This window comes from Flavobacterium sp. LS1R10, assembly GCF_003968825.1.
Taxonomy (GTDB): Bacteria; Bacteroidota; Bacteroidia; order Flavobacteriales; family Flavobacteriaceae; genus Flavobacterium.
In genome coordinates this window covers 491866-505228 of the sequence record NZ_RYDH01000001.1, presented here as the reverse complement: position 1 = coordinate 505228, position 13363 = coordinate 491866, and the positions used below count along the sequence as shown (strand labels likewise).

General features: G+C 35.3%; 8 protein-coding genes. 6 read left to right on the top strand and 2 right to left on the bottom strand.

Translation table 11 applies throughout. The features are described 5' to 3' along the window. Nucleotides 1-179: 179 nt before the first annotated feature. The gene (gltX, locus tag EKL96_RS02200; RefSeq protein ID WP_126457753.1) at nucleotides 180-1691 is read right to left on the bottom strand and encodes a glutamate--tRNA ligase; all 1512 of its coding nucleotides are present in this window, start codon (nucleotides 1689-1691) and stop codon (nucleotides 180-182) included. 307 nt (nucleotides 1692-1998) lie between these two features. On the opposite strand from gltX, the gene EKL96_RS02195 reads away from it, so the two are divergent. The 6 genes from EKL96_RS02195 to EKL96_RS02170 all read left to right on the top strand — a co-directional run bounded on the left by EKL96_RS02195 (nucleotide 1999) and on the right by EKL96_RS02170 (nucleotide 12234). Then, complete coding sequence (locus EKL96_RS02195) at nucleotides 1999-5301, top strand: hypothetical protein (RefSeq protein ID WP_126457752.1); 3303 nt, start codon at nucleotides 1999-2001, stop codon at nucleotides 5299-5301. Then, entirely contained in the window at nucleotides 5298-5705 is a 408-nt protein-coding gene (gene ybeY / locus EKL96_RS02190) for an rRNA maturation RNase YbeY (protein ID WP_126457751.1), read from the top strand. The genes EKL96_RS02195 and ybeY overlap by 4 nt, the downstream gene beginning before the upstream one ends. Nucleotides 5706-5857: 152 nt before the next feature. Continuing rightward, nucleotides 5858-7729 (top strand): tRNA uridine-5-carboxymethylaminomethyl(34) synthesis enzyme MnmG, encoded by a 1872-nt coding sequence (gene mnmG / locus EKL96_RS02185; protein ID WP_126457750.1) that lies wholly within the window; start codon nucleotides 5858-5860, stop codon nucleotides 7727-7729. A gap of 220 nt (nucleotides 7730-7949) precedes the next feature. Continuing rightward, nucleotides 7950-8798, top strand: a complete 849-nt coding sequence (locus EKL96_RS02180) for a class I SAM-dependent methyltransferase (protein WP_126457749.1) — start codon at nucleotides 7950-7952, stop codon at nucleotides 8796-8798. A 316-nt stretch (nucleotides 8799-9114) separates the two neighbouring features. Next, on the top strand, nucleotides 9115-9681 hold the full coding sequence (locus EKL96_RS02175; protein ID WP_126459056.1) for an OmpH family outer membrane protein: 567 nt from the start codon (nucleotides 9115-9117) through the stop codon (nucleotides 9679-9681). Between the two features lie 285 nt (nucleotides 9682-9966). Then, nucleotides 9967-12234 (top strand): helix-turn-helix domain-containing protein, encoded by a 2268-nt coding sequence (locus EKL96_RS02170; RefSeq protein ID WP_126457748.1) that lies wholly within the window; start codon nucleotides 9967-9969, stop codon nucleotides 12232-12234. 57 nt (nucleotides 12235-12291) lie between these two features. On the opposite strand, the gene EKL96_RS02165 is transcribed toward EKL96_RS02170, so the two are convergent. Further along, nucleotides 12292-13236 carry an SPOR domain-containing protein gene (locus tag EKL96_RS02165; protein WP_126457747.1) on the bottom strand — a complete coding sequence of 315 codons (945 nt, stop codon included), beginning with the start codon at nucleotides 13234-13236 and terminating at the stop codon, nucleotides 12292-12294. Nucleotides 13237-13363: the final 127 nt, after the last annotated feature.

Genomic DNA, 13363 nt, shown 5'->3' with positions numbered 1-13363 from the left:
ATCAATATGGAGTCAATAATATGCTTTAAAAATGGAACAACAAGAATTTAGGAGTCAACTTCAAAGGAAATCCTGGAATACTAAACGGAAATATGATAATTTATTTGTAAAATTTTTACTTGTGAATTGTATAAAATATAAAGCTTCTAGCCTTCAAAAGGCTAGAAGCTTTATTAGTTTTAAAGAGTAGCAATTGCTTTTTTAATTCTGTTAATCGTTTCGTCTTTTCCTATTACTTCAACGATATCAAATAGGTGAGGACCTTTTAGTGCGCCAACCAAACTCAATCGAAACGGTTGCATTACTTTTCCCATTCCAATTTCATTTTTTGTCATCCAATCTTTGACAATTGTTTCTGTGTTCATCGAAGTGAAATCGGTGATTTCTTCTATAACAGAAATTAATTCTTGCATCAATGCCGGAGTTTCTGCTTTCCAATTTTTGCTTGCTTTTTCATCATAGGCTGTTGGAGCCACAAAAAAGAAATCGCTCATTTCCCAAAATTCTGAAACGAAATCCGCACGTTCTTTGATTAAAGAAACTATTTTGGTCAACTTTGTCATTTCGAGCGCAGTCGAGAAACCTTTTTCAGCTAAAATAGGAGTATAGGCTTTCGCCAAAGTTGCATCTTCCCGCTTGATTAAATACTGGTGATTGAACCATTTGTTTTTTTCTGGATCAAATTTAGCTCCAGCTTTATGAACTCTGTTCAAGTCAAATGCTTCCACTAATTCCTCCAGCGAGAATAATTCTTTATCCGTTCCATCGTTCCAACCTAATAATGCTAAAAAGTTGATTACGGCTTCCGGGAAAAATCCTTTTTCTCTGTAACCCGATGAAATGCCTTCTGTAGTTTTCCAATCTAATGGAAATACAGGAAATCCCATTTTATCACCGTCACGCTTGGATAATTTTCCGTTCCCAACAGGTTTCATAATCAATGGTAAATGTGCAAATTCCGGTGCTTCCCAACCAAATGCTCTGTACAACAAAACGTGCAAAGGCATTGATGGTAACCATTCTTCACCGCGAATTACATGTGATGTTTCCATTAAATGATCATCCACAATATTAGCCAAATGGTACGTTGGCATTCCGTCACTTTTGAACAATACTTTATCGTCTAAAAGATTCGTTTCAAATTTCACATCGCCACGAATTATGTCATGCAGATGCAAGGTTTCATTCACTGGAGTTTTAAAACGGATGACATAATGCTCTCCATCAGCAATTCTTTTAGCAGTTTCATCTGCAGAAATCACTAAGGAGGTATCTAGTTTTTCTCTGTTAGTATGATTGTAAATAAAGGTGTTCCCTTGATCTTCTTCTAATTTTCTTGCTGAATCCAATGTTTCGGCTGTATCAAAAGCATAATACGCATTTCCAGAATTGATTAATTCAGCAGCATATTGTTGGTACAATTCTTTTCTTTCGCTTTGACGGTATGGACCAAATTTTTCATTTTTACCAATAGTCTCATCGGGTGCAATTCCTAACCATTCTAGCGCTTCCATGATATATTCTTCGGCTCCGGGAACAAAACGATTTTGGTCTGTATCTTCAATTCTCAGGAAGAAGACACCATTGTTTTTTTTGGCAAACAAATAATTGAATAATGCGGTACGAACTCCGCCAATATGTAAAGGTCCCGTTGGACTTGGTGCAAAACGCACCCGAACTTGTCTAGACATTGCTGTATTTTTTTGCAAAGATACAAATTCAAGTAGGCAAACACATCAGTTTTTAAAAGAACCGCAAATCCGCAAATTTATTTTTAGAAAAACTAAATTTTGTATTTTAGGATGTTAATTAGTGCAATTCTACATCAAGTGGTTTATTTAATATAGATTTTTTTATAAAAATTAGCGAATTAGCGGTAAAAACGTTGATTCTGTTTGCCAAGAGACTTCAATCTTTGATTCAGATATTTTGGAATTTGGATAATTGCCAGCATATAAATTATTACTTTTATTGGTTACAACAAACAAAGCATAAATTTTGGAAACTCATGAATTTATTTATCTAAAATTAGAAGCTTTCATCAGGAAGTTTTATACCAACGAATTGATACGGGGAACTATTTTCTTTGTCGGTTTAGGATTGTTGTATTTCCTTTTTACGCTTTTTGTCGAATATTTTCTTTGGCTCAAGCCAATAGGAAGAACCATTTTATTTTGGACTTTCATTGGAGTAGAAGTCTATTTGTTGTTCCGTTTTATTTTGTTTCCCATTTTTAAATTATTCAAACTTCAAAAAGGAATCGATTACAATCAGGCTTCGGAAATTATTGGAAATCATTTTACGGAAGTGAGTGATAAGTTGACAAATTTCTTACAATTGGCAGATTCGGATATTCATCAAAGTAAATCGGAGTTATTAGCTGCTTCGATTGAACAAAAAGCCAATGCATTGCAACCAATTCCTTTTGGGAACGCCATAAATTATAATGTTAACAGAAAGTATTTTCCTTTGGCTTTAATTCCAATTTTGTTATATGCTTTCTTTTATTTTTCTGGAAACAGCAGCATGATTTCTCAAAGTTTGAATAGAGTAGTACATTTCAATTCGGCTTTTTTGCCACCGGCTCCTTTTAAATTCGTTGTTTTAAATTCGAATTTACAAACCGAACAAGGAAAGGATTTTATCCTTCGCATTAAAACCGAAGGAAAGATAGCTCCGGAGAATGCAATGATTTTCATTGGCGATGAAAGTTATTTCATGGAATCATCGAAAGCTGGAGAATTTCAATTTAAGATGGCAAAGCCTTCAGGAAATATTTTGTTTCACGTGGAGGGAAATGCTATTTCTTCTCCGGATTATGAATTGAAAGTGATAACCGTTCCTTTGATTGCTAATTTCGAAATGCAATTGAACTTTCCTTCATATTTGAATAAAAAAGCAGAAACTATAAATGGAACTGGAAATGCTGTTATTCCTGAAGGAACGCGTGTAACTTGGAAAATAGAAACTCAAGCGACCCAAAATATTGCGTGGATGAGCGGAATTTCCAAATCTTCTTTTTCGAAAACAGAAAACTCCTTTATTTTATCTAAAAATATACTTCAAAATACAGATTATCAAATATTTACTTCAAATGATAAGGTAAAAAACCACGAAAAACTCAATTATCAGCTTACAGTTATCAAAGATCAGTTCCCAACGATCAATGTGAACAATACACCGGACAGTTTGAAGATTGCTAAGAACTATGTTTTAGGCCAAATCACGGATGATTATGGTTTGTCTAGACTTCAGATTGTTTATTACGAAATAGAGAAACCGCAAACTGCCAAACGTGGAACAATTGCCATTAAAAAAAGTTCTTTTGACCAATTTGTATTTTCGTTTCCAAGTAATCTTCCGGTGGAGCAAGGGGTTTCTTATGAGTATTATTTTGAAGTTTTTGATAATGATGCGATTCACAATTTTAAAAGTACGAAGTCTATGGTCTTCACTAATCGTGTTTCCACAGATGAAGAAAAGGAAGATCAAATTTTGCAGCAGCAAAACGACAACATTAACAGTTTAGAGAAGTCGTTAAAAAACCAGGACAAGCAAATGGCCGATATAGAAAAGTTTCAAAAAACCGGAAAAGAGAAAGAAAATTTGGATTTCAAAGATCAGCAAAAAGTAAATGATTTTATCAAGCGTCAAATGAAACAGGATGAGATGATGAAAGAATTTACAAAAAAAATGAATGACAATTTGGAGCAATTCAAAACGGATAAAAAAGATGAATTAAAAGAAGTGCTTCAAAACCGAATGGACAAATCGGAAAAACAATTGGAAAAAAACCAAAAGCTTTTAGATGAGTTGAAAGAACTTAACGATAAAATCCAGAATGAAGAGTTGTTGACCAAGTTGGATATTTTTAAACAAAACAGTAAAAACCAAACTAAGAATTTAGAACAGTTGGTAGAGTTGACTAAGAGATTTTATGTTGAAAAGAAAGCGGAACAGTTAGGTGAAAAACTGGACAAGCTTTCTAAAAAACTAAACAAATTATCTGATGATGAAAATGAAAATAAACTGGATAAACAGGAAGATATTAATGCGGAGTTTGATAAAATTCAATTAGATTTAAATGATTTGGAAAAAGAAAATAAGGAATTAAAATCACCATTGGATTTACCAAAAGATGATGCTAAAGAAAAAAGCATTGATGATGATTTAAAGAAAGCTTCTGAGGAATTGAAGAAAGATAAAAAGGATAAAGCCAAACCAAACCAAAAAAGTGCTTCAAAAAAGATGAAAGAGATGGCGCAAAAAATGGCGCAAACTTTGGATAAAGGAGATATGGAACAGTTGCAGGAAGATGTTGTCATGTTGCGACAAATCGTAGATAATTTATTAGCTTTTTCTTTGTCACAGGAAGATTTGATGAATCAGTTCAAAAGGCATAAATCAGGGTCTCCAGCGTTCAATAAAAACATAAAAATTCAACAGGATTTAAAGCAACAGTTCAAGCATGTTGACGATAGTTTATTTGCGATGTCCTTGCGTAATCCTAAAATTGCGGAGGATATTACCAAAGAAATTGGTTATGTAGTTTACAACGTCGACAAATCGTTATCCAGTTTAACCGACGCTCAAGTTCCAAAAGGCTTGTCTCACCAACAATATTCGATTTCATCGGCTAACAAACTAGCAGATTTTCTCAGTGACATGCTTTACAATATGCAAATGCAAATGTCAGGAATGGGTTCTGGGAAACCGAAGCCAGGTCAAGGACAAGGAATGCAATTGCCGGATATTATTAAAAAACAAGAAGGTCTTGGCGAGAAAATGAAAGACGGAATTAAGAAAGGAGATAAGTATGGGGACAGTCCAAAAGGACAAAATGGTAAACAAGGAAATCAAGGAAAACCGGGACAAAAGGGTGAGGGCGGAGAAGGTGATGCACAAGCTATAATGGAAATTTACAAAGAACAAAAGCAATTAAGGGAAGCATTGCAAAACGAATTAAATAAACAAGGATTGGTTGGTAATGGACAAAGCGCTTTGGAACAAATGAAGCAAATTGAAAAGCAATTATTAAACAAAGGTTTTAAGAACGAAACGCTTCAAAAGATATTGAATGTGAAACAGGAATTGTTGAAATTAAATTCCGCTATTCAGCAACAAGGTGAAGAAAACAAACGCCAATCTGAAACCAATAAAAAGGAGTTTAAAAACCCATCTAATGTGCTTCCGGCAGCTTTATTAGATTATTTGAATAGCATAGAAATATTAAATAGACAATCCTTACCTTTACGCTCGAATTTTAATCAAAAAGTTCAAGAATATTTTAATAAAAAATGATCAATTTTAATTACGAAACCGACTTTAATTTAGACAACGAAGAAGCTGTTGTTGCTTGGTTGGAAAATGTTATTACTTCAGAAAACAAGAAAGAAGGAGAGATTAATTACATCTTTTGCGATGATGAGTATCTACATAAAATCAATGTAGAATATTTGAATCATGATACGCTAACAGATATAATTAGTTTTGATTATTCTATGGGTAATGAGTTACACGGTGACATTTTTGTTTCTGTCGAAAGAGTGAAAGACAATGCTGCTGATTTCAATGTCTCTTTTGAGCAAGAATTAAAGCGCGTTTTAGTTCACGGAATTTTACATTACTGTGGCTACAAAGATAAAGGAGAGTCGGAGGAGCTTTTAATGCGTAGTAAAGAAGATGAAAAAATCGCTATGTTTTAGGTGAAATAATAGTGTTTTCTTTATTTTAATCTAAAGTGTTTCACGTGGAACATTTAGTTTAGATTTGAAAATTGAGTATATAATGTTTCACGTGGAACAATAAAATAGATTTCAAAATCACAATCCTTAATACGGATTAAATTATAAAGAAGATGTTTTTAAATGAATATGATGTGATAGTTGTGGGCGCAGGACACGCCGGTTCTGAGGCTGCTGCCGCTGCTGCAAATCTTGGTTCTAAAACCTTACTGGTAACAATGAGTTTGCAGAATATTGCCCAAATGTCATGCAACCCAGCGATGGGTGGAATTGCTAAAGGACAAATTGTACGCGAGATTGATGCGCTTGGGGGGTACTCTGGAATTGTTTCGGATAGAACTGCAATCCAGTTCAAGATGCTGAACAAATCCAAAGGTCCTGCAATGTGGTCTCCGCGTGTTCAAAGTGATCGAATGCGTTTTGCCGAGGAGTGGAGAATGATGCTTGAAGGAACTCCAAATCTTGACTTTTATCAGGAAATGGTGAAAGGTTTGATTATTGAAAACGGAAAAATAAAAGGAATCCGAACTTCGCTAGGAGTAGAGATTCGGTCTAAGTCGGTTGTGTTGACTAATGGAACTTTCCTGAATGGATTGATTCATATTGGCGAAAAACAATTTGGTGGTGGAAGAGCAGGCGAGAGTGCTGCACATGGAATTACTGAAGATTTAGTTGCTGCTGGGTTTCAATCAGGACGAATGAAAACAGGAACGCCTCCAAGAGTTGATGGACGATCTTTGGATTATTCAAAAATGAATGAAGAAAAAGGAGATGCGAAGCCGGATAAATTTTCCTATTCAGATGTGACCTCACCGTTGATTCATCAAAAATCGTGTCATATGACCTATACCTCTCTTGAAGTTCACGATATCTTGAGAGAAGGTTTTGATCGTTCGCCAATGTTTAACGGTAGAATAAAAAGTCTTGGGCCAAGATATTGTCCGTCGATTGAAGATAAAATTAATCGTTTTGCGGATAAAGAAAGACATCAACTGTTTGTAGAACCAGAAGGATGGAATACTTGTGAAGTTTATGTGAATGGATTTTCAACGTCGCTTCCTGAGGATATTCAATTCAAGGCATTGAGTTCTGTTGTAGGATTTGAAAAAGTAAAATTCTTTCGTCCGGGATATGCAATTGAATATGATTATTTCCCGCCGACACAATTGAAGCATACTTTGGAAACAAAACTTATTGAAGGATTGTATTTCGCTGGTCAAATAAACGGAACTACAGGATATGAAGAAGCAGCTTCTCAAGGACTGATGGCCGGAATAAATGCGCATTTGAAAGTGCATGAAAAAGCACCCTTAATTTTAAAAAGAGACGAAGCCTATATCGGAGTTTTAATTGATGATTTAATTACGAAAGGAACTGAAGAACCATATAGAATGTTTACGTCTCGAGCAGAATATAGAACGCTGTTGCGTCAGGACAATGCCGATTTTAGATTAACTCCCATGTCACATGAAATAGGTTTGGCCTCAGAAGCACGTTTGCGCAGAATGGAACACAAACTAAATGAATCCGAAAAAATGGTGGCTTTCTTCAAAGAAACGAGTGTTTCGATTGCGGAAGCAAATCCTGTTTTAGAAGCAAAAGAGACGGCGCTGATTTCGCAAGGGGATAAGATGTTCAAAGTGTTTTCACGTCCGCAAATTGATTTAGAGGACATGATGAAATTCGAGAAAGTAGTAGCTTATGTTGCCGCCAATGATGTGGATCAAGAAATTTTAGAACAAGCCGAAATCCAAGTGAAATATTCTGGTTACATAGAAAAAGAAAGAAATAATGCTGATAAGTTACTTCGTTTAGAAGATGTTAAAATCCCTGAAAATTTTGATTATGATAAAATTAAGTCCATGTCAATTGAGGCCAAACAAAAACTAAGCAAGATTCGTCCTGTTACCATTTCGCAAGCATCAAGAATCAGCGGTGTGTCACCAAGTGATGTTTCGGTGTTGTTGATTTATATGGGACGTTAGGAAGTGATCAGTATTCAGTTTATAGTGATCAGTTTAATTGTCGATTTATACTGAATACCGCCTCTGAACACGGAACACTAAAATTTGTTCCACGTGAAACTACGCTGTGAAGCCTTGGAATTATTAAAGAATCATAAAAATAAATAATTCAGCCCTGAAAGCATTCGTATGTGTTTTCAGGGTTTTGTTTAAAATTAAAAATATAAAAGACTATTAATTAATGAACATTTCAAACCAACAGCCTTTTTTAACCGTTAAAGATTATTCTGTTTCTCAGGAGGTTTTTGACTTGTATCATGACGCCAAATTAGATATGCTGATTACGTCTCCACAACCCAGTTTAGAAAATTTAGGAAAGTATTATGAAAGTGTGGATTACATTTCCCATACAGACAGTAAGCGATCCTTGTTTGAAAAAGCGTATCATTTTGTAAAAAGCATCGCGCTAAAAAACAAACTGAATTTAATCAATTCGTTGCAGCCAAATAAAGGAAGCATTTTAGATATTGGTGCCGGAACAGGGGATTTTTTATATGTGGCCAAAGAAAACGGTTGGCATACCATAGGAGTAGAGCCAAGTGAAAAAGCAAAAGCAATTGCCAAAAAGAAAGGCGTTTCATTTGTTGGCGAAACCAGTGAATTAGACAATCATTCTTTTGAAGTCATTTCGATGTGGCATGTTTTGGAGCACGTTCCTAATTTGGAAAACCAAATCAAAGAACTCAAACGATTATTAAAACCTAATGGAACTTTAATTATTGCTGTTCCAAATTTTAAATCCTTCGATGCAAAACATTACGGAACGTTTTGGGCCGCTTATGATGTGCCAATTCATTTTTGGCATTTTTCTAAAACGGCTATAAAAATGCTTTTCGAGAAAGAAGAAATGAAATTGGTACAAGTGCTTCCCATGAAATTTGATTCGTTTTATGTTGCTTTGCTTTCGGAAAAATACAAAACCGGAAAAATGAATTATATAAAAGCCTTTTTTGTTGGATTGCAATCAAATTGGGAAGCGAAGAAGAATTCTGAGTATTCCTCACACATTTACATCCTAAAAAACACCTAAAAATCATTTTAAGTGTGTTTAAGCGTGTTTTTTAATGAAATCGAAGGTGATCATCGGATTTTTAAACTAATTAGTTTATTTAGAAGATATGAAGCTCGGTTTTAATAGTCATAGATTATGCATTTGTGAATCACAATAATAAAATCTTATATCATAAAAAAGTAGCATTTTTCAAACTTTATGTCAATACTATCTATTTTTTTATATTTTTGTCACCAATACTCAAAACTAGAAATTCATCAAAATGAAATCAAAGATTCACGACACGAGCGTTAGCGAACTGGCAACGCAATACCAAAAAAGAAATATTAAAGATATGGGTAAAAAAGCATTAGTAATTATCGCATTATCAATTTCAATTGTTGCTTGTAACAAACCAGCAGAAGTTAAGGAAGTGAAAACTGCTTACGTAGATACTTCTGAATTAATGAAGGAATATACAGAGGCCAAAGATCTTGAAGCAAAATACAAGACAAAAGCAGAAGAAAAAGGAAGACAGCTAGAGGCTGAAATTAATCGATTCAAGCAAGAAGCAGCAGGTTTCCAAGCTCAGGCACAAGCTAACGGGCAGGCTTGGGCACAACAAAAAGGAGCTGAACTGCAAAAAAAAGAACAACAATTGAGCTACGCACAACAAGCGTTGTCTCAGGAATTGCAGCAAGAAAGCGGAAAAGAAATGGATTCTCTGGTAAGTGGTGTGAAAAAATTTATTAAATCCTACGGTAAGGAAAAAGGATATGCCTACATCTATGGAACCGGTGACGCTGCCTCAATTTTATACGCAGAAGATAAATTTGATATCACAAAAGAAATTATCAAAGCCTTGAACGATAAATATAAAGCTCCTGCAAAAACGGAAGAAACAGCAGCGGCTAAAAAATAAATTTTTACTATTAATTCAAAAGATTGCCTTCGTCTATAGTTAGATTGAAGGCTTTTTTTTTTGAAGCCATACCCGGTTATCCGCTATAAACGTAGTTCACTGAACTCCAATTGAAATAAAAGTATAGTGAAGTAATCTCTCGTGTAGCAAGTGTTTTTTCTAAATTTCGAGGATTTTCGCTGCTATCTGGGCTAAAAAACAGTCGAATTATAATCGTAAATATTTTCCAATTATTCCAATAGTGTTTTTAATTTTCAATACTTTAGCTTTATATATACACGCCTAATGCAAACCATTTCAGAAGCCGCCGCTTATACAATACGATTCATCAATCAAACTCATCGATCCATTTTCCTGACCGGTAAAGCAGGAACGGGAAAAACCACCCTTTTACGGGAAATTATCCAAACCACGCACAAAAACACCGTTGTGGTGGCGCCAACAGGAATTGCCGCGTTAAATGCAGGAGGCGTTACGATTCACTCCATGTTTCAGTTGCCGTTTGGAGGATTTATTCCAGATAATTCATCACCTCAATTTTCCGAAAGTACTAAATTTGAAACCAAAGCTACCTTGCGCAGGCATTTCAAAATGAGTGGTTTGAAGAAATCGGTGATTCGCAATATGGAATTATTGATTATCGATGAAGTCAGTATGCTTCGTGCGGATTTGCTGGATGCGATGGATTATATGATGCAAACAGTACGCAAGCGCAACACTGCTTTTGGAGGTGTTCAAGTCTTATATATTGGTGATTTGTTGCAGTTGCCGCCGGTCATTCGGGACGAAGAATGGCGTACGCTGAAAACCTATTACAAAGGAAAATTCTTTTTTCATTCGCACGTCGTGCAACAAAATCCGCCTTTATACATTGAATTGTCCAAGATTTTTCGCCAGACTGACGATACATTTATTTCGGTTTTGAATAACCTGCGCAACAATGAGATTTCACAGCAGGACATTCAAACCTTAAACCAATATGTAAAACCCGATTTCGATTTAAAAGCAAATAAAGGATACATCACATTAACCACTCACAACAACAAAGCCGATACGATGAACGCGCAGGCTTTACAAGATCTGGAGGGAAAGCTGGTGGTTTATAAACCGGAGATTACCGGAGATTTTCCGGATAAGATATTTCCCGTGGAACAACAATTGCAGTTAAAAGTGGGCGCGCAAATCATGTTTGTAAAAAATGATTTATCCTTTGATAAACACTATTTCAACGGAAAAATGGGCGTTATCAAATCCCTTTCGAGTAAAGAAATTCTGGTTCATTTTCCGGAAGAAAATAAAACTATAGAAGTTGAAAGATATGAATGGCAAAACATTCGATACAAAGTAGACGAAACCACTAAAGAAATTGATGAAGAGGTTTTGGGAACTTTTGTGCACTATCCCATCAAATTAGCATGGGCGATTACGGTGCATAAAAGCCAGGGACTAACCTTTGATAAAGCAGTACTTGATGTTTCGCAAGTTTTTCTACCCGGACAGGCTTATGTGGCATTATCTCGTTTGCGCTCACTAGAAGGGCTTATTTTGCTATCTCCGTTGCGTATGAATGGCATTTCAAACGATCAGGATGTCATGGATTACTCATTAAACAAAGCTTCGGATTCGTTTTTAGAGAATGCCTTGCATTTTGAAACCAAAAATTTCATCCATAACTATCTGACAAACACCTTTGATTGGAACGATTTGGCTCAGGAATGGCGCAATCATAAATTCAGTTATAACGAAAAATCAGAAATTTCAGAGAAATCCAAACACGCTGTTTGGGCCAAAAAGCAAACAGAAATCATTGAACAGCTTTTAGATCCATCCAAAAAATTCATTTCGCAGTTGAATACCCTTTTTGGTCAGGAAACGGTCGATTTGAATCACGTATCGGAACGCATTCAAGCCGCTTTCAGTTATTTCCTAAAACCAATGGACGAGCTGGTTTTTGAAATTCTTTGGAAAATTGAAGAAGTAAAGCGCATCAAAAAAGTAAAAACGTTTTATGATGAATTAATCGTGCTGGAAGAATTGCAAACCAAAGCCGTTTTACGCTTAATGAAGGCCAAATTATTGATAGAAACCGTTGTGGCAGGAGAAGCCATTTCGAAAGAAAAATTGACCTCTTCAGAAATAAAAAATTACATCATCCGCAAGACAGAAGCCATACAAAATCAATTCAAGGAATTAAATATAACCTTGATTGCCGATGATAAAGACATAGAGGGTTATACTTCGAAAAAAGCAAAAACAACGGTACCTAAAAAAACAACGGTGCAGGAAACCTATGAATTGTGGGTCGAAAAGAAATCAATTGCGGATATTGCAACTATCAGAGTGCTGACCAAACAAACGATTTACACCCATTTTGTAAAGCTGATACAAACCAAAGCAGTTTCAATTTCAGAGGTTTTATCGGAGGATAAAATGCAGGATTTAGCAGCTGCTTTTGCAGGATATAAAGAAGAATCACTGAATGCGTTGATGGAGAAATACGGTCATAAATTTTCTTGGGAAGAAGCGAGAATGTACAAAGCGAGTTTGAATTAAATAATAAGAAAGTATTAAAACTAAAAAACCCTATTCGGTACGAATAGGGTTTTTGTTTTATAGTGACTGAATTAATATCCAAGCTTCTGGATTGTGCTTTTCATTGATTTCTTTTTTTGCTTTTTCTGCTTCAGCAAATGTGGCGTAACTGCCATACAAAACCGGAAAATAACCGTTTCGGTTAGGAGCGATTCGCTTGGCATCATATCCTAAGCGATTTAAAATCCGCAGTGTTTTATCCGCATTTTTTTCTTCCCTGTACACTCCGGCCATAATGTGATACGGCATTTTTGCTTCGATAGTCGATTTTACGGATAGTGTAACAGCAGGAACCGGACTTTCGATGAAGAATGTGGCTTGCTGAATTTTATTTTGAACTTGTTTTTGAACGGCAGTTTCTACAAGAATCGTTTCTGAGGCAATTTGATTTTGATACATTGGATAACCAACACTTCCCGCAAGTCCTAATCCTAACACAAAAATAGCGGCGTATTTTAAATATGGATTCGCTGTTCTGGTTTCAGGAACCATAGTGATGGTTGCTTTTTCTTCAATTGCTTCTACTTCTTTTTCGAAGATTGCTCTTTTTACAAGTGGTGAAACAAAGGGAGCCAACCCAAAAGAGCTGGTTAAGTAATTCGTTTGGTCGTATGGAGTGAAAACTATATTTTTATCCGCGTTCAAATGAAGATCACCTACATTTTTGATAGAAAAAAGTTCGTTTTCTTCTAATGTTTTTTTCCAAGTAAAAACTTCATATTGAATGGCACTAACGGCGTATTCATAAGACGTTTTCTCTGCTAAAGCGATATGATTGGCTAATAAACCATCATTGTTTTTCAAATTAGCATTGAAAGCGATCATTTTTTTGGGAGGAGAAAACGAGTTCGTGCTTTCGTTCCGTTTAGCCGATTGAATTTCGGTCAAAAAAGCTCCGAAACCCGGAACGGTTACACATTGATAACGGTATAAAAGCTGCGCGATGTATAGTTCGATTTTCATACTCACAAAGTTATACAACGAAAACAGGTATCAAAATTTTATTTACAATTTTTATTAACAATCCGCATAAAAATTTATACATTTCACCCTCAAATAATTAGCATGAAATAGCCATGTTTAATCGTTA

Excerpts from the sequence above, each read along its gene's own strand:
- EKL96_RS02165 (WP_126457747.1), bottom strand. The coding sequence starts at position 13,236 with ATGAAAATCGAACTATACATCGCGCAGCTTTTATACCGTTATCAATGT.
- gltX (WP_126457753.1), bottom strand. The coding sequence starts at position 1,691 with ATGTCTAGACAAGTTCGGGTGCGTTTTGCACCAAGTCCAACGGGACCT.
- EKL96_RS02180 (WP_126457749.1), top strand. The coding sequence starts at position 7,950 with ATGAACATTTCAAACCAACAGCCTTTTTTAACCGTTAAAGATTATTCT.
- EKL96_RS02170 (WP_126457748.1), top strand. The coding sequence starts at position 9,967 with ATGCAAACCATTTCAGAAGCCGCCGCTTATACAATACGATTCATCAAT.
- ybeY (WP_126457751.1), top strand. The coding sequence starts at position 5,298 with ATGATCAATTTTAATTACGAAACCGACTTTAATTTAGACAACGAAGAA.
- mnmG (WP_126457750.1), top strand. The coding sequence starts at position 5,858 with ATGTTTTTAAATGAATATGATGTGATAGTTGTGGGCGCAGGACACGCC.
- EKL96_RS02175 (WP_126459056.1), top strand. The coding sequence starts at position 9,115 with ATGGGTAAAAAAGCATTAGTAATTATCGCATTATCAATTTCAATTGTT.